Raw genomic sequence first — 21,621 nt, forward strand, 5'->3', positions numbered from 1 at the left:
CGATTCGTTTTATTGTTCAAAAGCCTTATTTAATGTTGCCATTTCAATAGCCGCAGTTGCTGCTTCCCATCCTTTGTTGCCTGCCTTAGTACCAGCTCGTTCAATAGCTTGCTCAATCGTTTCAGTTGTAATAACACCGAAGATTACTGGTACTCCTGTTTGCATAGAGGCTTGTGAAACGCCTTTTGCTGCTTCTCCACACACATAATCAAAGTGAGGAGTGGATCCTCGAATAACAGCGCCTAACGTAATTACTGCATCGTACTTGCCTGTATCAGCCATGCGCTTGGCGATCATTGGAATCTCATATGCTCCTGGTACATACGCTACATCCACGTCACTCTCTGCCACACCATGACGCTTCAGGGCATCTTGAGCCCCTTCATTTAGTTTACTCGTGATAAAGTCGTTGAATCGACCAACGACAATCCCAATTTTTAACCCTGTTCCTACTAGATGTCCTTCATATGTTTGTCCCATGTACGATTCCTCCTCGAATTAATAGTGAAATAGGTGTCCCAATTTAGATTGCTTTGTGCTTAAATAGCGTTCATTTTCTAAGCGTCGGTCCATTTGAATGGGAACGCGGTCAATCACTTCTAAACCATATCCTTTTAACCCTGTAATTTTCTTAGGATTGTTCGTGAGTAGATTTAATTTGGTAATACCAAGATCTTTTAAAATTTGTGCTCCTATCCCGTAATCGCGGAGGTCAGCAGCAAATCCTAATTTTTCATTTGCCTCGACTGTATCAAGGCCTTGCTCTTGTAGCTTATAAGCATGCATTTTGTTCAAGAGTCCAATTCCTCTGCCTTCCTGACGCATGTATAGCAATACACCTTGGCCAGCTTCATCAATTTGCTTTAAAGCAGCATGTAACTGTGGACCACAATCACATCGGTAAGAACGAAATACATCACCAGTAAGACACTCTGAGTGCACACGAACAAGAGTTGGTTCGTTGGGCTTAATATCGCCTTTTACGAGAGCGACGTGTTCTTTCCCATCAATCTCATTCGAATAGCCAACAGCTCTAAACTCTCCGTATTCCGTTGGGAGATTAATTTCAACTTCTCGTTGGACGAGCTTATCTTCACGATTTCGATATTGAATAAGATCTTGAATGGTAATCATCTTTAAGTTATGCTCATCGGCCATCTGACGGAGATCTGGTACTCGCGCCATTTCGCCGTCGTCTTTAATAATTTCACAAATGACACCAGCGGGCTCTCCACCTGCCAATTTAGCCAAGTCTACCGCCGCTTCTGTATGGCCAGCTCGGCGAAGAACACCACCTTCTTTCGCAAGAAGAGGGAAGACGTGACCTGGACGCTTGAAATCTTGAGATTTAGCTTCCGGGTTCAGGAGCTGTTGGACCGTAACAGAGCGTTCTGCAGCTGATATTCCTGTTGATGTAGTTTTATGATCAATGCTTACTGTAAAAGCTGTCCCGTGTGGGTCGGTGTTCCGTTCAACCATTGGAAAAAGCTCTAGACGATCAGCCAGTTCTTCCGTTACAGGAGTACACACAAGCCCTTTCCCATATGTGATCATAAAGTTGATTACTTCAGGTGTTGCATGTTCAGCAAGCGCGATCAGATCGCCTTCATTCTCACGATCTTCATCGTCACACACAATGACGACTTTTCCTTGTTTCAAATCGTTTAGCGCATCTTGTATTGAATCGAACATATTCGTTCACTCCATTTTTTACGGCTTATTTAAATCCGTTTTCTGCTAGAAACCCTTCTGTAATCGAAGAGGATTTCGCTTGTTGCTGTTGCTTAGATAGGAAATTAACAACGTATTTGCCAAGCATATCAATCTCAATATTTACACGGTCCCCTTTGCCTTTATCACCGAGAACTGTGTGCTCTACTGTGTGAGGGATGAGCGAAATGGAAATGGTCTGCCCTTCTACACCAAATACCGTCAAACTTGTGCCATCCACGGCAACTGACCCTTTATAAACAAAATAGTCCATTAAATCTTCCGGAAGCTCAATCGTATAGTAAATGGCATTGGAGTCTTGTTTCTTATTCGTAATTGTTCCGACACCATCTACGTGCCCTGAAACCATATGACCGCCAAAACGACCATCTGCTTTCATTGAGCGTTCCAGGTTCACCTTGCTCCCTGTTTTGATCTCACGCAAATTCGTTGCATGAAATGTCTCAGGCATTACATCAAACCGCGCTTCTGAGGAAGTAAAATCCGTTACCGTTAAGCATACGCCGTTAACGGATATGCTATCCCCAAGGTGGACATCTTCTAAGACGGTTTGAGCCGTTACCGTGATTTCCATTGCTTCTTGTCCTTGTTTGATTCCTTTTACAGAACCCATTTCTTCTATAATTCCAGTAAACATCGTTTCACCTCTAACGGTTAGGTTTTGATACGATTTTCAAGTCGTTGCCAAGATGAACGACCTCTTTGATTTGAAGGTTTAGAGCTTCTCTGAGGGCCTTGATTCCTTGACCGCCAACCGGCGTTGGGGCATCTTGACCTCCGATCATTTTAGGAGCGATATAGGTAATGACCTGCTGTACAGAACCTGCTCTCAAGAATGCATCATTTACTGTCGCTCCTCCCTCAACATAAATGGAGGTAATCCCTTTTTCTCCAAGCAGATGGAGAGCCTCTTCTACGGTTACACGTGAATGGGCTACAGTGAGGATATCCACATGTGGAAAAGCTTTATATTTTTCTCTTTGTACTTCCGTAACGTTATTGCCTGTTACTAACCAAGTTGGGGCATCGGGGTTTTGAATTAGGGGTGTTTCAACAGGAGTGCGCAAATGCGTATCCAGTACAATGCGAATAGGATTCTTTCCGCCATCAGGTAAACGCGTCGTCAGCCTAGGTTGATCTTGAATGACCGTGTTTACACCGATTAAAATGGCATCGTGTTTATGACGATCATGATGGACATCGTCCCTCGCATCTTCACCTGTGATCCACTGGCTCTCACCCGTAACCGTTGCAATCTTCCCGTCTAGAGACATCGCATTCTTAAGAGTCACGTAAGGTGTTTTCGTTGAAATGTAGTGGTAAAAGACTTCATTCAAATCATCAGCTTGTTCTTTTAATACATTGATGATGACTTCAATGCCTGCTTTCTTCAGCCTCTCTACACCTCGACCAGCTACCTGTGGATTCGGATCAAGAGTCGCAATAACAGCTCGTTTAACACCTGCTTCTACAATCCGGTCTGCACAAGGTGGAGTTTTGCCGTGGTGACTGCAAGGCTCGAGCGTCACATAAATGGTTGCTCCCTCCGCATCACTTCCCGCCATGTTCAATGCATGGACTTCAGCGTGCGCATGCCCTGCTTTTAGGTGAGCCCCCATACCAAGCACCTCTCCATTCTTAACGACAACAGCTCCAACGGCTGGATTTGGTGAAGTCTGGCCTTGGGTAGCCTGGGCCATTTCTATGGCTGTTCTCATATACATATTATCCTGGTTCACATTCCCACCTCTTGTCTAATTCCATATAAAAAACCCTGAGGAAGATACACTTACCCCAGGGTCTAAATTGAGTGTTTAAAAACGGACATACGTCCAGAATTTTCTGACTACTGCTGATTTTATACTTTTCACCAGTAAAGTCTACTCCTATTCCTTCTCCCATCCGGACTTTAACCGTCGGCTCTGGTTTCTCACCAAATCAGCCGCAGAGCATGCTCTGCGGGTCGCGGGCTAGCAAGACGAAGCTTGATCACCGCCGGTTGGGATTTGCACCCGACCCCGAAGGAACTATTCGATTATCAATATTCCATTGTACACTTACACTATAATTTATTTTACAATCTCACGCAACGAAAAAACACCCCACCATGCGCTTTATCACACTAAAGTACCAATGCGTGCCAGGCACGCTTCACTATACTAAAGTTAGACGTTATTGAATCGAGAGTGTTGGTTCAAGCGAGATCTTCACATTGCCTTGTACCGCTCTTGAGATCATACAGCTTGATTCCGCCTTTTCAACAAGCTTCTTTAGCTTCTCAAACTGAGCGTCAGTCGCCCCTTCTTTTAGAGAAACTACAGGACGGTGAATGATTTCTTCGTATGAAATGACACCTTTCGTTACATCTACAATCCCTTCTGAGGTCATGCTCATCTCATGAAGAGGGAGTTCAGCGCGTTCAATCATTGCGCCAAGTGTGATGATATAACACGTTGCTGCCGCTCCAAGAAGCATTTCATCAGGGTTCGTACCGACTCCTGGTCCATCCATCTCTGGCGGAATTGAAATTTCGGTTTTCAATCGATCTGTCTCTATTTGACCAACAGTATTGCGCCCACCGGGCCATTCTGCTGTGAGTTGAAAAGAATGCTTTGGCATGGTGCTGCCTCCTTTAAGAGTAAAACCTAACTATACCCAACGTACCACACCTCCCCCTCAAAACAAAGCCACCCGCTTTACCACAGTAATGACCTGAAGGGTGTCAGACACCCTTCAGGTCTCTAAAGCACTGACGCGTGCCAGACACCCTGCAGCCCTCTAAAGCATCAACGCGTGTCCGGCACGCTTTAGCCTACTAACGTAAGACAGTGTAAGGAGGGTGCTGTATAATGGGTGTAAAGTTTCGTGAGAGGGTGTATGGATATGGAGCGGTATGATGTAATTGTTGTTGGGGCTGGGTTTGGAGGATTAACGTCAGCTGCAAGGCTTGCTAAAAAGGGATATTCGGTTGCTGTGCTTGAAGCTTCTAATGAGCTTGGTGGTTGTGCTGGTAAATTCGACCGCCATGGTTACCGCTTCGGTGCTGGCGCTACCGTTGGGATGGGGTTTGAAGAAGGTGGTGTATTAAAACGATTGTTCGAAGAGCTTGAAATAGAACTACCTCCTATGACCTCTCTTGAAACGATCATGAACATTTATACACCAAATGATACGATTCGTTACTATCAGAAAACAGACCAATGGTATCAAGAGGTCGACAGAGCATTCCCAGCAAGCAGCCAACAAGTGAAACGATTTTATGAAGAGGTCTTTAGGATCGGATCTCGCATTGATAAGCTGCTCTTAGATCTACCCGTATTCCCACCAAACCGGTGGAAAGACTGGCCAAAGCTTCTTAAATACGTGAACCCCAATTCAATCGCACTCACTCCATACATGACTCAAACGGTAATGGATCGGCTTAAATCATATAACCTTCATCAAAGTGAGACATTTATGTCCTTCCTAAATGGACAGTTAATGGACAGTGTTCAAACGACTGCAGACCAATGCCCAGCTTTTCTTGGATATGCAGCCCTACAAACGTTTCATAAAGGCGCTTTTTCTGTAAAAGGAGGCCTTGCCACTATAGCCGAAAAGTTGGCGGAGTCCATCAAGGCGAATGGCGGAGAGGTTCTACTTAGAAGACCGGCCCTCCATATTACCCCAAAAGATGGACGCTGGGTTGTCAAAAGCCGCAGAGAACGCCAATACGAAGCCTCTAAAGTCGTACTGAATAACTCTCTTCATAACTTCCACCACCTGTTCGACCAAAGGGTTCATAAGCAATCCGCAATCCAAAAAGACAACCTCACCTCTTCCTGGGGAGCGTTTATGCTTTATATAGGAGTAGAAGACGTCTTTCCAGAGGACGTGTTATATCACCAAATCATTCAGGATAAAGCGAAACCACTGTCAGAAGGAAACCAGTTTCTTCTCTCCCTGTCTGGTAAGGATGACACTCAAATGGCTCCTCCTAATAAAAGAGCGATTACGATCTCTACTCACACAGAGGTTGCGCAGTGGTGGAAGCGGGATGATTATGAAGACTTAAAAGATAAGTATACCGAACGAATACTAAATGGTATTGAAACCCATTTTCCTGACTTTAGATCTACCATAAATGTCTTAATGCCAGGCACACCGGTTACATTCGAACGGTTTGTTAAACGAGATAAAGGTCGAGTAGGTGGATACATCCCAAATGGAAGGTTCAGTTGGTTACAACACCAATCTGTTTATACAGGTCTTACAGGCATTTATGCATGCGGGGATACTGTTTTTCCAGGGGCAGGCACGCTTGGAACCTCTCTATCTGGATGGATGGTAGCTGAGGAGATTCAAAAAGGCTAACACTCGTAGGAAGCACGAGTGTTAGCCTTTTTTACTTGTATCTAAGGATAACCAATTCACGAGAACAAGAAGAATACATAGAGCGGAAAAACAATAATATATAAATTCTGGCATTTCTTTCATCATAACTGCAATTATAGGAGGACCAGCAGCGACGCCAACAAAGCGAATGCTACTATAGATCGACGTAATCGTTCCTCTTTCCTCCTTAGGCACACCCTCTGTAATGTAAGCATCCATACAAGGTAAAGCAGTTCCGATACCAGCCCCCGCCACTGACAAAATAACTAAAAACAGAACTAACCCGGTGTTGTCCCTGATGAATAAGAAACTTAGCGCAGCAATGCTATTACCCGCTACAATCAACCACTTCATCATGACTTTGTTTTCCCCGATTTTACACCCTGACGTGTAAGATGCGATGCAAAGAAATAGAAGAGGAACGGCTAAGTATAATCCTTTTGCATATCCCATCTTCTTAAAATCATCTTCCAAAACACTAGAGAAATGAAAAAGCAACCCAAATAATATAAACATCAGCACACCACCCGTTACAAAAACGGAAAAGATCCAGTGCTTATTTTCCATTATTAAATCTTTCGTATTCTTTATAAACTTATGCAATGTTAATTCCACTTCTTTTTCCTCTTCTTTTGGGACCTTAACTAGGAAAATAACCAGTAAAATGGAGACCAAAGACAGAATTGGTATAAACAAAAACGGAAGGTACCACACAACAACAGCTAAAAAAGCTCCCAACACAGGACTAAGCACTTTGCCAAATGTATTTGCCGTTTCAATGATCCCAAGTCCTTTACTTATTTCTTTTTGCTCCTTGAACATGTCCCCAACTGTCGGGATGACGACAGGAAATGCTCCAGATGCTCCAATGCCTTGTATAAACCTACCTACTAAGATCAGCCAATACGGATTTGGTAACGACCAAGCCGCAAATGTTGCAATTCCACCTCCTACTGCTACCGTAATAAGACTCGGAATAATAACTTTTTTCCTCCCCCATTTATCAGAAAAATATCCAAACACAGGAATAAGAGGAATTGCAATAACTGAATAAATTGTGATCACTAAGCTAGACTGAAACGAAGTAATATTCATCTCTCGTTCCATAAGAGGCAGAACAGGAATTAACATGGAATTTCCAAGGGTCATCATGAGAGGAATCGATGCCAGAGCCAGTAAGTCCCACCGTTTGTCCTTCATACACATTACTCCTACTATTAAAATTGTTCTTACAGCTAATTTGTGTAACAGACATTAGGTTCAATACCCATCATTTATTGGAAGTTCCTACTTCGATATAACGCCTAGCACGAGGCGAACAGTCTCAGAGATGATACAATGGAGAAAAAGGAGAGGATTTGCATGAAACAATTATCACACGATGCATTTAAAAGAGCTCGTAACTGGATCATGATGAAGGGGCGACCTCTTGAGAAGGCGCTTTTCGCATACGAATTTGAGAACGGAACAGCGGATGAGGTCTTAAACGCTTTGCACGTCTATCAAAATGTGGACGGAGGTTTTGGTCAAGGACTTGAACCAGATATCCAGCTTCGGGACTCATCTCCTATCGCAACTTCTGTTGCCCTACAACACTTAGTTCGATTTGCAGATGAACCTAAAGCAGACACGATGATCCGTGAAGCAATTAGATATTTAGAATATTCGTTCCTAGAAGAAAGACAGGGATGGCTAGCAGTACCAATGAAGAGTAACGACTACCCTCATGCTTTTTGGTGGACCGTTCACGAAAACGGAATGTCTTGGATTGATGAAAATTGGGGGAATCCAAGTGCAGAGTTAATCGGGTACTTATATTTATTTGAAGAGTACGTAACGGCCTTACATATTCCAAAACTCATCGATCAAGCCATGCAACATTTCCTACAATTAGAATCGTTTGAATCAGAACACGAGATCTACTGTTACTTACGCCTGTTCGCCATGATTCCGTCCCAGCGCACAGAAAAAGTAGAACGACAATTAACAAAAGCCGTACAATCTCTTGTGAAATTAGACAGGGAAAACTGGGAGAAGTATGTTCCTTTCCCGCTTAAATTCATCCCATCACCTGATTCTCCTAAATTCGGGATTCCGGACTTTAAAATTGAGGACAACCTAGATTTCTTTGTAGAGAAGATTGAAGAGGATGGGAAGTTAACCCCGACTTGGGAATGGAATGATTACCCTGAAGCTTGGGAAGAAGCACAGCAAGAATGGAGCGGTATTCTTACAGAAGGCACCCTTAGTGCTTTGAGCCGTTTCGATCGACTTTCAAACTAACAAAACCCGGTTTCGCTACAAAGGCGAAACCGGGTTTTGCTTTATTCTGTAATAATCATACTTGGTGCTTCTGTAAGGTATTCCATAAGATTATCTACATCCGCTTGGACTTTCTGCCACTGATCGGAAGAGAGTGCTTGTTGTAATATTTCCTGATTATCAAATTCAATCTCTACGACTAAGTAAACGTCTTCCTTTACATTCACCGTTTGTCCAACAGAGTGAATAACAGTATTCCTTACACCCTCTACAGAATTAACTAAGGGTATGTGGACTTCTTCGTGTTGATCTTTAAATTTCTGTTTATCCGTTGGTTGTGGGTACATGACCAAAATCTTTGCCATCGTTTCATCCCTCCTGCCTTTCTACATTCCCAATTAACCTAACCCACAAACGACCAGGAAACTATAGTGGGACCATCCCCAAATCCATGCATAATTTCCAATAGGGCACGGCATAACTAAAACAGATAAGAAACGAATAATGAGGTGAGTAGTGGTGGATACAGTTATGCTTGCACGTGCTTTATTTGGCACGTCGATGGGCTTTCACATTATTTATGCCACCATCGGGGTAGGCGTTCCCCTGATGATCATTGTGGCTGAAATCATGTATATTATAACCAAAGATGAAGACTACAAAATTATGTCGAAACGATGGACGAAAGGCTTTGCCATCCTCTTAGCCGTTTCCATTGCCTCGGGTACGATTGTCGGGGTTTTAATTTCGCTATTATTCCCTGGTTTTATGCAAATTGTTGGCCAGGTTATTGCACTGCCTTTCCAAATTGAAATCTTTGCCTTCTTAATTGAAGCTGTGTTTATGTCCATTTACCTTTATGCAGCGGATCGTCTGCCAACATGGCTACGTTTAATCAGTATTACTTCCGTTGCGATTGGCGCTGCTGCATCAGCTATTTTAATTACAGATGCGCACGCGTGGATGAACACACCAGCTGGTTTTGAAATGAATGCCAATGGAGAAGTCATCAATGTTGATCCTTGGAGAGCCTTTTTCAATCCAAGCTTTGTTGTGACCGCTATCCACGTCACGGTTTCTGCTTATATGACGGTTGCCTTCTTGGTTGGATCTATTGCTGCAGCTCGCCTTTTAAAGAGCAACATTTCAGATCAGGAACGCCATTATCATAAGAAAAGCATTACACTTGCGATTTATATCGGCGCAATCATGTCCCTTTCTACTGCAATTAATGGACATGAAACAGCTCAAATGCTTCATGAATACAACCCTAGAAAATTAGCGGCAGCTGAGGGGTTATTTGAAACGACTACACACGCCCCCCTCTCTGTTGGAGGCTGGACGTCGCGTGAAGATCAGGAAGTAAAGTATGCGATCGAGATTCCTTACGCCTTAAGCTTCCTCGCCGGAGATCGATTCGACACCGAAGTGAAAGGACTTAATGAGTATCCTGAAGAACTGTGGCCCCCTCTGTTCGTCCATACGTTATTTAACGTCATGGTCGGGATTGGTACTATGCTTATCGGTCTATCCTTTTTGGCGATTTTCTGGAGGTGGATTCTGAAAAGAGAGCTCCCTGGATGGATGCTTGCGCTATTTGTAGGCGGAGGACCTTTAGCAATTATTGGAATTGAGGCTGGGTGGTGTTTCAGCTGTATTGGCAGACAGCCATACACGATTGTCAATGTCTTAAAGACTAGTGACGCAGCCACACAAGCTAACAATGTCGGAATCCTTTTCGTTTTATTCGTAATATTATATGCGATTCTCCTTGTCGTTACTGTAGCCGTGATGGTCTCCTATTTTAAGCGTCATCCTGTTGAAACAGAACTTGTCGAGAAAGGGGTATAAGAAATGGAAGAATCCTTACTTGCAGTCACTATTCTTTGGAGCATTCTTTTCCTTTACTCCATTACGGGATCTATGGACTTTGGAGCTGGTTTTTGGGGGATGGTTTATGGAAAGAAAAAAGATTCCACGGCTTCTAAAATCGCCAACCGATTCCTATCTCCGACATGGGAAGTAACCAATGTATTTCTCGTATTATTTGTTGTTACTCTGGTTGCTTTCTTCCCTTTTGCAGCCGGAATGTTAGCAACTGTTCTTTTGCTCCCAGTTGGTTTGGGACTAATTTTACTGACCGTTCGTACGACGTTTATGGTCTTCGAAGGAAAAACAGAGCGTTTCAAAGATCTTTTACGCATCACATCCGGGGTAACAGGAGTGTTACTTCCCGCTTTACTTGTAAGTATCTTGCCGATTACACTCGGAGGATTTATTGCTTTTGAAGAAGGGTATCCTCAACTCCTATACGGGAAGCTCTTATCAAGTGTAACGGTCTATATGCACATTGCCTTTGGACTGAGTACAGCCTTGTTTTTGTCAGCGTTATTCCTTGCCGACTACGCACGTGAAGCAGGAGATGACTCGGCTTATCATACGTACAGACGTCACGCCATTTGGCTTGGTCCTTTGTCATTAATCGTTGCTGTTTTAACCATCTTCACCATGCCACCAGAAGCATCCTGGATCGTTGATAATTTCCGTGAGAACCTTTATGGCTTCGGCATGTCCGTTACACTATTTTTAATCGGATACGTGTTACTGTTTGTGAAGCGACCAAATGGGCAACTTGGATATTCACGCTTATCTGTCGTGTTCGTTGTGCTTCAATATGGGTTTGCCATTTATGCTTATGGCTCTGCCCACTTGCCTTATATGGTCTATCCACACTTAACCATTGAGGAAGGGTTCACAAACCCAACGATGTTCAATCAGTTGCTAATCGCCTATATCATCGGGCTTTGCATTCTGATTCCGGCTTTCATTCTTCACTGGAAGTTGTTCCTGAAAGATAAACGATACTTAAAGCAAGATTAGCTTGAAGCGTGAGCATTACATGATAATGCTCACGCATTGAAGACTCGAGACTGAGACAATTAGCCAAGGTCGCCACGGAGATTGTGAGACTCCCTTTAAAATAATCCCAGAAACCAAAAAGCAGTACTAGTGCAGATGTTCTCATCTGCACTAGTACTGCTTTTACCTTGGCAAAATGGTTATTCTGTTTCCACGTTTCTTTTCCCAGCAATTAAAATATAGATAAGCGGTCCTAACAACGGGATAAACCCAAGTGGCCAGTAGCTTCTTAATGAGCGATCGTTTTGATAATACGCATGATGGGAGATGCCGAGTAAAGAAAGAAGTGTCAGCATCATAAAATCAATGGTCATTGTATGTACAAAACGCGATTCCCAAAAGGCTTGTTGATAGTCTGAAAAACTTCCATAAACCAGGCCATATAGCAGTAATGCTATTGATATAATGAAAAGGGTGAGCGGAAAATATATATTAGTAACGGTTCGATAAAGCCTTTGTGACGTTCGGTTAGTCCTATTACGCTTCTCGTAATGAAATATAAAATATGGAAATAAAGCAAAAGCACCTAAAGCGAATGAACCAAGGACAAACGGCCACGCTGGTATAGTTGCCTTGTCTTTTGATACTAAGAGAATCCCAAACACCATAGGCCAGACTCCTAACAGACTAAATACAGTTACCAATAACGGGTCAGGTGAGTCCATCGTGATCATTTGCTTGAGATAGTTCGTCCCCCCATCTTCTATAGGAGCTAAGACAAAGGCATAGACGATAAAAAGAAGCCAAGTCGCTAACATAATTGATTTCAGTTGTCTCATTAGCGTTCAGCCTCCCAGTCTTTCTTAAACCGTTCAACCTTCCCTTCAAGATCTTTCATCATTTGTAAAAGACGGTCCAAATCTTCGGCTTCTGCATCCGTTGCGTCCATTGCTTCAACGACTTGAGACAAAATTTGAAATCGGTTTGTTAAATATTGAAGCTGTGATGCTTTATCTTGTACTGATTTCCCCATAGAATCCCTCCTCTCTATTCTTTTCTCTAACCACTACATTAGTAAACCTTTTACTAAAGCTTAGCTCCAATCGAAACCCCCGCGACCTTCCGGAAATCTAGGGATTTCTTATCATGCTAAAATTTTTCTTGATGCAAGACAGGTTTCCTCTATTTCTGCTGCTAGCATCGGCTTATAATAATAATATCCTTGTATATAATCGCATAAATACGAGAGGAGAAGCTCAGCCTGATCAGCCTCTTCCACCCCTTCCACCGTCACTTCCATGCCTAAATGTTTAGCTAAATGAATAATAGTCGATACAATAGCTTGTTGCTTCCTATCCTCGACCAACTCGTCTACAAACGATTTATCAATCTTCAATGTATCAATTGGCAGTCGTTGCAAATAGTTAAGTGAAGATAGACCTGTCCCAAAGTCATCAAGCGCAATACGAACACCAAATGCCTTTAATTGATTAAGTGTATTTACTGCCTCTTCGATATTCCTCATAACGGAGGTTTCTGTTATTTCAAGCTCCACCTTATTTGGATCGATTTCATATTCGCTAATCAACTCGCTGACCATCTTAAAAACATTTCCATATTGAAAATGAATGGCAGAAACATTAATAGAAATCCGATCAATAGGAATATTCTTCACTTCCCATGTTTTCAATTGCTCGAATGCAGTGCGCATGACCCAATCTGTAATGGTAACAATCAAGCCATTCTTTTCAGCTAGAGGTATAAATTCCCCTGGAGATATAAACCCAAGTGAAGGATGATACCAACGTATAAGCGCCTCTATCTTGGTAACCTCTAGTGTTGAGGCAGTCACTTTAGGCTGATACATGAGCGAGAATTCGTTGCGCTGGGCTGCCTGTCGCATCTCTGAAAGCAAGAAACGCCCTCTTTCATTTGAATGGATGGAAGGATCATAGATTTGAACTGTGTTCCGCCCTATATCTTTAGCAAAATGAAGGGCTTGTTCAGCTTCACTGAATAAGTCATCTTCACAATCAGGATCAAACAACTTCATACTCGCCCCAACAGAAAGGGTCGTTTTAAACTGGAATTGTTCATAAGAGAATGTCATCTTCTTAACTTTCTCTTGAATGTTCTCAAGCATGACTCTAAGTTCACCATAAGATATGTCCTTTCGAATCAATACACCAAACCGGTTTCCGTCAAGACGCGCAATAGTGATGTTCGGTTTATCAAAGGACGTAATGGTTTCTGCCAATTGATAGAGCACTTTGTCTCCTGCCTTATATCCAAATGAATCGTTCACCCATTTAAAATGGTCGACGTCGAACAGAATACAAACGACCTTATGTTGTTTGTTCCTTGCCTTTTTTAATAACTCTTCATACTTCATGAGAAAATGCAATCGGTTCGGAAGCCCCGTTAAAAAATCATAATACGCTAAGTGCATCGTACTCCGACTCTCTACTCGCGAAAGCAAAATAACAGCTGATAATACTAGGGACATAATTAAAGAAACAGATAAGATGAGGAATACTTTATTTCCACCCAATTCACCTGATGGAATCGTTCCCTCCTCTACAGAAAAGCGGACCGCTTCCATACCTGTATAGTGCATAGCCGCAACACCACTACCCATTAAAATCGCACTCAATCCTTTCATCGCTAAGGACTGTTTCAATTGAACAAGTTTAAACAGCCACAGGGCAACCAAAGAGATAACAATGGCTACGATTACAGAAAGGTAAACAAAGAATAGGTCGTATTCCATAACTGCCCCAGGTATAATCACGGCCCTCATCCCAATATAATGCATTGAGGAAATCCCTACTCCCATAAAGATCGCGGAAATAACGATCCGGATCCTCCCTACCAATTCTTTATCAAGAACATAAAATGCAATGTAAGATGCTCCAATTGCCGGAAGAATGGAGAGAAAGGTCATCCACCAATTAAATTGAATGGGTATCCCCACATTAAAAGCAGTCATACCAATAAAATGCATCGACCAAATGCTTAACCCCATTGTTGTAGCTCCAACACCTAACCAAATCTGTTTCATCTCTCTCCTAGAACGCGTAATGTGCTGACAACTATCCAAAGCCAAATAGGAGCCAATGACGGCCACTATAATCGAAAGTAAAACAATTTCACCATCATAGTTCCCCAGTAATTCTTGCACGTGTACCACTCTCCAAAGTCGCTGGGTCTTTTTATTTAGATTTTATTACAAAAATGGAAAATGTGGAATGGTTTACAGAATAAGGTGCGTTTTTTTCTGTGTGTGCCTTTTATAAAATTTGAACTTAATTGATCTCTGTTCCAATTATTCTACATAAAAAAGCCCTCTTTCAGGCTTTTTAAGATATGTATACGTAAGAAAAGAGGAGCCCCATTTTGGACCCCTCTCTTATACAGATTATGAATGTTGGGTTGTGGACCTTTCTGATTCCTCAGAACTTGATAAGAACCACCCACCTACTGCAATGAGCACCAACACGCTATAGAAAATGGCCTTCCACAATACGGAATGGGCGAAATCATGCGAAAGAATGTGTAGTGATGGGTGAGCCAGAACGGTCACGACAAGTTTCACGCCAACCCAACCAACAATGATGAAGGCAGCTGTTTCTAACCCTGGCTTACGCTTCAGTAAGTCTACAAACTTGTTCGCGGCAAACCGCATTATGATAATCCCGATCATTCCACCTGCTAAGACAACAAGAAACTTCCCGCCATCAAGACTGCCGATGACTGGAAGAGGTGTTTCAGGTAAGGAAACAGCAAGAGCAACAGCTGCTAAAATAGAATCAACCGCGAAGGCCATGTCTGCTAACTCTACTTTGAAAACCGTCATCCAAAAACCGCTCTTCTTTCCTTCTGTTTCCTCCGTGCCCTCATCTAACTTCTTCCGCTTCACCTTCTGTTTCCAGAGATGGTTGATTGAGATGAAGATGAGGTATGCTGCTCCAATTGCTTGAACTTGCCATACATCAATAAGAAACGAAATAATAAATAACGACCCAGTTCGTAAAATAAACGCTCCTGCTAACCCGTAAAATAATGCCTTCTTACGTTTTTCTTCAGGTAAGTGCTTCACCATTACCGCTAGCACAAGAGCATTATCCGCCGCCAAAATGCCCTCTAATAGGACTAACACGAGCAATACCCATCCATACTCAAATAACAACTGAAGTTCCATGTCTTTTCTCCTTTATCTAAAAGTATAAAAAATAGCCTTTACCACATGTGGTAAAGGCCATCAAAAAAAGACCTTTACACAGGATTGTGTAAAGGTCTTGCTAACAACGTGAACGTTGCCAATAAAGCCGGAGATCTCTCTCGCAATGACGACTTTATTGTACAGCTACTCCCCTTTAGGAAGGAAACGACTATTTAATTACCTTTATCATATTCTGCCCTCGCAGTTTTGTCAATAACATAATAGTCTTCACTTGTTGTTTGTTAGCATACACCTTTACAATCAGCTGTGATTGACCACTCTTCGTGCGAAGAAGAGCACAATCTTAACCTTTACACCTTACTTGTTTTTACTACGCATCCATTATCCCTTATTACAAAAAGAGTTCATTATAGATATCAGTTTTCCCGACTCAGAAGCAGGTATCCTAAAAACAGACATAAAAAAGACACTTGTTTTCACGCGTAGGAAAACAAGTGTCTCACCTATTACTTCACTGATCCTTCAATGACACCTTCCATTTTAGAAACCATTGCTTCTTTCAACTCATCCAACCGTTCCAAACTTGTTTCGTAAGCATCTGTTTTTACCCCGAAGTAGCACTTGATCTTCGGTTCTGTTCCAGATGGGCGTAGGCAGCACCAGGCATCTTCTTCTAAGACGTATTTTACTACATTCTCCTGAGGTAGTTGAATCCTTTCAGATTCACTTCCGTCTAAAAATGTACGGGTTTGATCCGAATAATCTTCCACAGCGATTACACGATAGGAACCAAACTGAGTGGGTTGGTCTTGACGGAAGCGGTCCATAATCTGCTGAATCTTCTCTGTGCCCTCTTTCCCTTTTAACGTAAGAGAATGTAGGCCTTCCAAGTAATAGCCGTGCTGCTCATATAGTCCTGTTAATGCTTCATAAAGCGTCTTACCTTGCCCGCGCCAGTGTGCAGCTAATTCACTTGCTGTAATCGCTGCTTGAACCGCATCTTTATCGCGAACATACTCGTCCACTAAATATCCATAACTTTCTTCAAAACCATACAAGAACGTTCCGGTTCCGTTTTGATTAAAGGATTCAATTTGTTCTGCAATATATTTAAAGCCTGTTAATGTTTCAATCATACGAGCATTATAATGCTCAGCAACCTTACGCCCCATTTCGGTCGTAACAATCGTCTTAATGACCGTAGCATCTTCAGGGAGAGGCTTCGTCTCTGAAAGGAGGTAGTCAATCGTTAATGTACCAAGTTGATTACCCGTTAAAACTACATATTCCCCCTCTTCATTCTGAACGGCTACTCCTAAGCGGTCGGCATCTGGGTCTGTAGCAATCAGAAGGTCTGCCCCTTTTTCTTTTCCTAGTTCAATGGCTTTAGCAAAGGCTTGGTGTTCTTCAGGGTTTGGAGAAGAGACTGTAGAGAATTCTGGGTCTGGTTTAGCTTGCTCTTCAACAACATGTACGTTCTTAAAACCAGCTTGCTCTAATCCTTCCAACACAGGTTGATACGCTGTTCCATGAAGAGGAGTGAAGACGATTGAAATATCCGATTGTTCTTTAATCATTTGTGGATTACGAATAATTCCAAGCAAGCGATCCGTGTATGCTTTGTCCACATCTTCTCCGATCCATGTAAGCAAGTCGGATTGTTCAATTTCTTCCTGCTCACGCACCTGAACAGTCAATTCGCTCTCTACGTTATTTACGTACGATATTAATTTATTTGCCTCTTCAGGAGGCATTTGCGCTCCTTGTTCATTATAAACTTTAAATCCATTATATTCTGGTGGGTTATGACTGGCCGTAATCATAATTCCGGCTGCTGTTTGAAGGTGACGAACAGCAAAAGAAAGGTAAGGAGTAGGACGAAGCGACTCATATACGTACGCTTTAATACCATGTGCTCCTAGAACCCGAGCCGCTTCAATACTAAATTCTTTTGACTTGTAGCGAGAATCATAAGCGATCGCTACTCCCTTTTCACGAGCTCCCTCAATATGATCAAGCATGTATAAAGCAAGTCCTTCTACAGCTTTTCTGATTGTATACGTGTTCATACGGTTCGTACCAGGCCCTAACAGACCACGCATTCCACCTGTTCCAAACGCAAGTGTTTTATAGAAAGCATCTTCTAGTTCTGAAGGATTTTCTTCTAGCTCTTCAAGCTTCGTTTTGAGATCTGTTTCTAAATCCTCATATTGCTTCCACTGTTCAAATGTTGTTTTCCAAGTCACATGGATTCCCCCTCATGGTTTTAATGTCTTACGAATGTAGGATTCAAATATCATATCTAAAAGGAGTGTTAACGTTGATCTTGTCGTTATGTCAAAGCCTGCATATGAGGTCTTAGGCACCCTGGCATTCAAAGATTGGGATGTGAGCTGTGCTAGTGAGCTAGAATTTGCATTGGTAATAGCCACCGAATGGATCCGACGAGCATTCAACTGTTCAATCAAATCAAGCAGTAGCTCCACTTCGCCACTCGAGGAGATACATAACACTAAATCATCTTCTTCAATCCAGCTTGGCAATAGATGAATCATATGTAGCTCGTACAAATACGTACTTGTCTTATTCATCTGCATAAGTTTCTTGCTTACGTACTCTCCAAGCGGTTTTGTTAACCCAATGGCCACGACGACAATTCTCACAGCCTTCTTCATAGCATCAGTAACGTCTTCAATTGCTTGAGCATCAATTGAACCTAACGCGTGTTCTAAAACGTACTTATATTGGTCTACTATATTATCAGCTCTTCGAACAGAAGAAGAATGATGATCTCTGAGTACATACTTTAGCTCAGCAAATCCGTTCAAACCAAGATGGTGGCACATCCTTACAACCGTAGTCGTACTTACATTGTTTTCTTCCGCCATTTCTGTCAAAGACATACGCTTTGCATTTGGTAAGTGGGATTCAATATAGGCTAGAACGTGACGCTCAGCATGTGTAAGCAAATGTACTTTGTCTGTAAATAAATCAACTGGTGTCTTCATATTCTGGCTCCTCTGTGGACATTCGTGTTAAATTATAACATAATTCAGATAAGTAATCGCGGGTATCTTGGTGACAGATCACGACAAAAAAAGCGAAATACCACCAGTTCCTTATGTATGATCGAAAACTATCATTACGAATGGCTATACTCCTCATAGACCATTAGTAAATCCTGGGCCCATTCAATAGCTTGACGATACTCAATAAACAACGTCCCTTGGTCTACACTTAGTGAAAGACAAAGGTCACCAATGCCTTCCCAGTCCGCAACCTCAATTGACTTACATAATTCCAGTGCATGTCCATAAGGATTAGAGACCCCGGTAAGAGCATCTTTAATATCATGATGAAGGGGCAGATCCTCTATGCTTTCCTCCATCGGCCGTTGCAAGAATACATTAATAAACGATAGCATCCCTGTTAAGAAAAAACTAGAAGACTCACGATCCTCTCCTACTAAAAAGGAAACCCTCTCACATAACCTTGCACGTATGTAACATAACTTCATTACTTCATAGGGAGCAGAATCGGCTTTTGCCCCCATCTCTTTCAGCATCAGTACATATGACCACTTTTTCACCTCATCAAAGCCTAGTAACATAATAGCTTGGACTATTGATTTTATAGGTTCAATGCGTCGGTACGCTACCGAGTTAATTAATTTCAGTAATTTATAGGATAGAGAAACATCATTCTCTATTTTTTCAGCAACATTTGTAACATCTGGTTGAGGAAGAGCTAATTCTTTCATTAACTCAATATGTTGAAACGGCTGGAATGATGTATCATAAGAAGTCATAATGACCGGTTTGCTAAAAAAATATCCCTGATAGTATTCAAACCCTAATGATCTGCATTGTATAAATTCTTCATACGTCTCTACCTTTTCCGCTAAAAGTTCAAGCGTGTAGGGAGCTACTTGCTCTTTAAGTACCTTCATCCCATCTAGAGAATACTGACGAATATCTACTTTCACTATATCTGCATAGCGGAGTAAATCTTCTGTGTATGGATTATCCATTTGGAAAACAAAATCGTCCAGAGCGATTTGATACCCTTTATTTTTCAACATTCTGCACGTATGAACAAGTTCTTTTGTGAGTGGAATGTTTTCTAGTAATTCAATGACAAGTTGATTCTGAGGAAAGCAAAAGGGTAGTTCACTTTTTAATAGGTTCTCCGTAAAATTCACAAAGCATTTCTTCTGACCGGATATGTGTTTAAACCCCATATTGTAAAAACTGTTCATGACAACTTCAGCAGTAGCCTGATCCCCATCAATCCCCGCAAAACTTTGATCTGACTTAGAACCCCTGTATAAGAGTTCATAAGCCATTACATTACATTCATTATTAAATATAGGCTGTCGCGCTACATATACTTCCACAGAAGCACCCTCTTCTTACATACTATATACTCAAATATATCCCATAATTTACAAAATAGGAACCGTATAAAAAGAATTGCTTTCATTTTAGCAGGAAGCTCTGAAGCTGATATTACTAGATAAGGATGGGTCCGTTAGCGTATGTAAGGCTAGGGCAGGCTTGGGGACAACTCGCTTTCCTGCGGAGAGCTGGCAAGCCTCCTCGTTCGCTATCGCTCTCTGTGGGGTCTTGCCTAGGCTCCTTATCCCGCGGGAGTCTCGCAGTCCCACAGCAAGCCCTAATGTTAATTGGGTGAACGGACCGCTTATTGTAGGTTCTCTCCCCCACCCCACACCCCATATATGGCTCGTTTCCGTCTTTGCACATTTGGCAAAGGTGGGCCTGGAAATTGCGAGACTCCTGCGGGAGAAAGAGGTAGACGAGACCCCGCAGGGTGGTTTTCCCGAGGAGGCTAAAAAAGAAAGGGGAAGTTCGACTAAGGCCGTCACGTCCTGTGACAACGTCGAACGACCCCACGTCGTATGGGGCCGCGGAAAGCGAGTGATTTACAGGCCCACCTTAAGCACCATTAAGCTGACGGAAACGTCTCTATACAAAATCAAAACTATACATTATTAGAGACTAGTAAAAAGAGATGGGAAATACACGAATACCTAAATGCGAAAAAGGGAATTTCCATTTTGTATCGAACAATCTATAATTAGGATAAGACTTAAATAAGAAAGTAGTGGTCAGGAATGTACCATAAGAAGTGGTTTCAAACCTTAGTGGGGATCATTCTGGTTTGTTTGCTTTTTTGGATTTTAAAGCACATTGAATATGTTTACCAACCAATCTTTACATATGTAGGGGCAATCGCCTTCCCTCTTATTACAGCGGGGGTTCTCTATTATATCTCAAGACCCATTGTTCACCTTTTAGAAAGGTACCGGGTACATAGAATCATGGCGATTTTCTGCGTGTTTATTTTGTTCGTTATTACTGTCTACTTAATTGTGACGTTTATCGCTCCAATTGCACAAGAACAATTTACACGTTTTGTTGATAATTTACCTGCGATGATTCGTGAAGTAGAAAGCATTATTAACTATTGGCAAAGTAACCAGGAAATTATACCAGATCAGTTCTCTACAGCGATTACAGATGCTCAAAATGAACTATTCTCGAGAGCCCAGGAAATAACCGGAGCCCTTACAACCTTTGTAATAGGAATGGTCACATCACTTGTACAATTCTTATTCTTGCTCATCCTAGTTCCGTTCTTCCTTTTCTACATGTTGAAAGATGGAGAGAAACTCCAGCCTTTCCTGGCAAAATTCTTTAAAGATAAGCGGGCTGCTAGTTTGACTCGCTTGTTTAAGCGAATTGATCACACCCTTTCCTCCTTCATTCAAGGACAGTTAACGGTAAGTTTCTGCGTAGGTGTGTTGCTATTTATTGGATATACGATCATTGGACTTCACTATTCATTATCGCTAGCGTTATTCGGAATGGCTACAAACGTTATTCCATTTGCAGGCCCATATTTAGCGGTCATTCCAGCAATATTGGCTGCCTTTTTCCAAGATCCATTTATGATTTGGTATGTGATTATCATCATGGTTGTAGCTCAACAAATCGAAGGGAATTTAATCTCACCAAATGTTATGGGAAAAGCCCTGAGCATTCATCCGCTTACGATCATCACTTTAATATTAGCGGCCGGAAGCATCGCAGGGTTCCTTGGCCTATTATTCGTAATTCCGTTTTACGCTGTTGTAAAAACGATTATTGGTCACTTTTATGAAGAAACCTTCGATGGCAGAGAGATTTAAA

General features: G+C 42.1%; 19 protein-coding genes and 1 riboswitch. Of the genes, 5 read left to right on the forward strand and 14 right to left on the reverse strand.

Annotated features, from left to right (window positions below; genetic code table 11):
- Nucleotides 1–9: 9 nt before the first annotated feature.
- The 5 genes from ribE (IMZ31_RS17975) to IMZ31_RS17995 form a co-directional block, all read right to left on the reverse strand.
- Complete coding sequence (ribE, locus tag IMZ31_RS17975) at nucleotides 10–480, reverse strand: 6,7-dimethyl-8-ribityllumazine synthase (RefSeq protein WP_207528610.1); 471 nt, start codon at nucleotides 478–480, stop codon at nucleotides 10–12.
- Nucleotides 481–498: 18 nt separating this feature from the next.
- A complete protein-coding gene (locus IMZ31_RS17980; RefSeq protein ID WP_207528611.1) occupies nucleotides 499–1,692 on the reverse strand; it encodes a bifunctional 3,4-dihydroxy-2-butanone-4-phosphate synthase/GTP cyclohydrolase II in 1,194 nt (397 codons plus the stop codon).
- Nucleotides 1,693–1,717: 25 nt separating this feature from the next.
- Nucleotides 1,718–2,368, reverse strand: coding sequence for a riboflavin synthase (ribE, locus tag IMZ31_RS17985; protein WP_207528612.1), 651 nt, complete (start codon nucleotides 2,366–2,368; stop codon nucleotides 1,718–1,720).
- Between the two features lie 10 nt (nucleotides 2,369–2,378).
- On the reverse strand, nucleotides 2,379–3,449 hold the full coding sequence (gene ribD, locus IMZ31_RS17990) for a bifunctional diaminohydroxyphosphoribosylaminopyrimidine deaminase/5-amino-6-(5-phosphoribosylamino)uracil reductase RibD (RefSeq protein WP_207530459.1): 1,071 nt from the start codon (nucleotides 3,447–3,449) through the stop codon (nucleotides 2,379–2,381).
- 168 nt (nucleotides 3,450–3,617) lie between these two features.
- Nucleotides 3,618–3,761: riboswitch (FMN riboswitch) on the reverse strand.
- Nucleotides 3,762–3,903: 142 nt separating this feature from the next.
- Nucleotides 3,904–4,350: an OsmC family protein gene (locus IMZ31_RS17995; RefSeq protein WP_207528613.1), complete on the reverse strand. Its 447-nt coding sequence runs from the start codon at nucleotides 4,348–4,350 to the stop codon at nucleotides 3,904–3,906.
- 264 nt (nucleotides 4,351–4,614) lie between these two features.
- Between IMZ31_RS17995 and IMZ31_RS18000 the strand changes: the two genes are divergently transcribed.
- Nucleotides 4,615–6,084 carry a phytoene desaturase family protein gene (locus tag IMZ31_RS18000; RefSeq protein WP_242705608.1) on the forward strand — a complete coding sequence of 490 codons (1,470 nt, stop codon included), beginning with the start codon at nucleotides 4,615–4,617 and terminating at the stop codon, nucleotides 6,082–6,084.
- Nucleotides 6,085–6,105: 21 nt separating this feature from the next.
- On the opposite strand, the gene IMZ31_RS18005 is transcribed toward IMZ31_RS18000, so the two are convergent.
- A complete protein-coding gene (locus IMZ31_RS18005) occupies nucleotides 6,106–7,305 on the reverse strand; it encodes an MFS transporter (protein ID WP_207528614.1) in 1,200 nt (399 codons plus the stop codon).
- A gap of 162 nt (nucleotides 7,306–7,467) precedes the next feature.
- Here IMZ31_RS18005 and IMZ31_RS18010 point away from each other — a divergent pair, with 162 nt between their 5' ends.
- Nucleotides 7,468–8,388, forward strand: coding sequence for a hypothetical protein (locus IMZ31_RS18010; protein WP_207528615.1), 921 nt, complete (start codon nucleotides 7,468–7,470; stop codon nucleotides 8,386–8,388).
- Nucleotides 8,389–8,429: 41 nt separating this feature from the next.
- On the opposite strand, the gene IMZ31_RS18015 is transcribed toward IMZ31_RS18010, so the two are convergent.
- Nucleotides 8,430–8,732 (reverse strand): EthD family reductase, encoded by a 303-nt coding sequence (locus IMZ31_RS18015; protein WP_207528616.1) that lies wholly within the window; start codon nucleotides 8,730–8,732, stop codon nucleotides 8,430–8,432.
- 154 nt (nucleotides 8,733–8,886) lie between these two features.
- Between IMZ31_RS18015 and IMZ31_RS18020 the strand changes: the two genes are divergently transcribed.
- Nucleotides 8,887–10,218 (forward strand): cytochrome ubiquinol oxidase subunit I, encoded by a 1,332-nt coding sequence (locus IMZ31_RS18020; RefSeq protein ID WP_207528617.1) that lies wholly within the window; start codon nucleotides 8,887–8,889, stop codon nucleotides 10,216–10,218.
- 3 nt (nucleotides 10,219–10,221) lie between these two features.
- Nucleotides 10,222–11,247, forward strand: coding sequence for a cytochrome d ubiquinol oxidase subunit II (locus IMZ31_RS18025; protein ID WP_207528618.1), 1,026 nt, complete (start codon nucleotides 10,222–10,224; stop codon nucleotides 11,245–11,247).
- 179 nt (nucleotides 11,248–11,426) lie between these two features.
- Here IMZ31_RS18025 and IMZ31_RS18030 read toward each other — a convergent pair whose 3' ends face one another.
- The 7 genes from IMZ31_RS18030 to IMZ31_RS18060 form a co-directional block, all read right to left on the reverse strand.
- Complete coding sequence (locus tag IMZ31_RS18030; RefSeq protein WP_207528619.1) at nucleotides 11,427–12,065, reverse strand: hypothetical protein; 639 nt, start codon at nucleotides 12,063–12,065, stop codon at nucleotides 11,427–11,429.
- Complete coding sequence (locus tag IMZ31_RS18035) at nucleotides 12,065–12,259, reverse strand: SE1561 family protein (RefSeq protein ID WP_207528620.1); 195 nt, start codon at nucleotides 12,257–12,259, stop codon at nucleotides 12,065–12,067. Before IMZ31_RS18035 ends, IMZ31_RS18030 begins: the two co-directional genes overlap by 1 nt.
- A 111-nt stretch (nucleotides 12,260–12,370) precedes the next feature.
- A complete protein-coding gene (locus tag IMZ31_RS18040; RefSeq protein ID WP_207528621.1) occupies nucleotides 12,371–14,407 on the reverse strand; it encodes a putative bifunctional diguanylate cyclase/phosphodiesterase in 2,037 nt (678 codons plus the stop codon).
- 237 nt (nucleotides 14,408–14,644) lie between these two features.
- Nucleotides 14,645–15,427 (reverse strand): TerC family protein, encoded by a 783-nt coding sequence (locus IMZ31_RS18045; protein ID WP_207528622.1) that lies wholly within the window; start codon nucleotides 15,425–15,427, stop codon nucleotides 14,645–14,647.
- 488 nt (nucleotides 15,428–15,915) lie between these two features.
- The gene (locus IMZ31_RS18050) at nucleotides 15,916–17,655 is read right to left on the reverse strand and encodes a phospho-sugar mutase (protein ID WP_207528623.1); all 1,740 of its coding nucleotides are present in this window, start codon (nucleotides 17,653–17,655) and stop codon (nucleotides 15,916–15,918) included.
- A gap of 12 nt (nucleotides 17,656–17,667) precedes the next feature.
- The gene (locus tag IMZ31_RS18055; protein ID WP_207528624.1) at nucleotides 17,668–18,417 is read right to left on the reverse strand and encodes a MurR/RpiR family transcriptional regulator; all 750 of its coding nucleotides are present in this window, start codon (nucleotides 18,415–18,417) and stop codon (nucleotides 17,668–17,670) included.
- A gap of 134 nt (nucleotides 18,418–18,551) precedes the next feature.
- The gene (locus tag IMZ31_RS18060; RefSeq protein ID WP_207528625.1) at nucleotides 18,552–19,805 is read right to left on the reverse strand and encodes an EAL and HDOD domain-containing protein; all 1,254 of its coding nucleotides are present in this window, start codon (nucleotides 19,803–19,805) and stop codon (nucleotides 18,552–18,554) included.
- Nucleotides 19,806–20,543: 738 nt separating this feature from the next.
- Here IMZ31_RS18060 and IMZ31_RS18065 point away from each other — a divergent pair.
- Nucleotides 20,544–21,620, forward strand: coding sequence for an AI-2E family transporter (locus IMZ31_RS18065; protein ID WP_207528626.1), 1,077 nt, complete (start codon nucleotides 20,544–20,546; stop codon nucleotides 21,618–21,620).
- The last annotated feature ends 1 nt before the right edge of the window (nucleotide 21,621 follow it).

This window comes from Pontibacillus sp. ALD_SL1, assembly GCF_017355605.1.

Excerpts from the sequence above, each read along its gene's own strand:
- ribE (WP_207528610.1), bottom strand. The coding sequence starts at position 480 with ATGGGACAAACATATGAAGGACATCTAGTAGGAACAGGGTTAAAAATT.
- IMZ31_RS17980 (WP_207528611.1), bottom strand. The coding sequence starts at position 1,692 with ATGTTCGATTCAATACAAGATGCGCTAAACGATTTGAAACAAGGAAAA.
- ribE (WP_207528612.1), bottom strand. The coding sequence starts at position 2,368 with ATGTTTACTGGAATTATAGAAGAAATGGGTTCTGTAAAAGGAATCAAA.
- ribD (WP_207530459.1), bottom strand. The coding sequence starts at position 3,449 with ATGAGAACAGCCATAGAAATGGCCCAGGCTACCCAAGGCCAGACTTCA.
- IMZ31_RS17995 (WP_207528613.1), bottom strand. The coding sequence starts at position 4,350 with ATGCCAAAGCATTCTTTTCAACTCACAGCAGAATGGCCCGGTGGGCGC.
- IMZ31_RS18000 (WP_242705608.1), top strand. The coding sequence starts at position 4,615 with ATGGAGCGGTATGATGTAATTGTTGTTGGGGCTGGGTTTGGAGGATTA.
- IMZ31_RS18005 (WP_207528614.1), bottom strand. The coding sequence starts at position 7,305 with ATGAAGGACAAACGGTGGGACTTACTGGCTCTGGCATCGATTCCTCTC.
- IMZ31_RS18010 (WP_207528615.1), top strand. The coding sequence starts at position 7,468 with ATGAAACAATTATCACACGATGCATTTAAAAGAGCTCGTAACTGGATC.
- IMZ31_RS18015 (WP_207528616.1), bottom strand. The coding sequence starts at position 8,732 with ATGGCAAAGATTTTGGTCATGTACCCACAACCAACGGATAAACAGAAA.
- IMZ31_RS18025 (WP_207528618.1), top strand. The coding sequence starts at position 10,222 with ATGGAAGAATCCTTACTTGCAGTCACTATTCTTTGGAGCATTCTTTTC.
- IMZ31_RS18030 (WP_207528619.1), bottom strand. The coding sequence starts at position 12,065 with ATGAGACAACTGAAATCAATTATGTTAGCGACTTGGCTTCTTTTTATC.
- IMZ31_RS18035 (WP_207528620.1), bottom strand. The coding sequence starts at position 12,259 with ATGGGGAAATCAGTACAAGATAAAGCATCACAGCTTCAATATTTAACA.
- IMZ31_RS18045 (WP_207528622.1), bottom strand. The coding sequence starts at position 15,427 with ATGGAACTTCAGTTGTTATTTGAGTATGGATGGGTATTGCTCGTGTTA.
- IMZ31_RS18055 (WP_207528624.1), bottom strand. The coding sequence starts at position 18,417 with ATGAAGACACCAGTTGATTTATTTACAGACAAAGTACATTTGCTTACA.
- IMZ31_RS18065 (WP_207528626.1), top strand. The coding sequence starts at position 20,544 with ATGTACCATAAGAAGTGGTTTCAAACCTTAGTGGGGATCATTCTGGTT.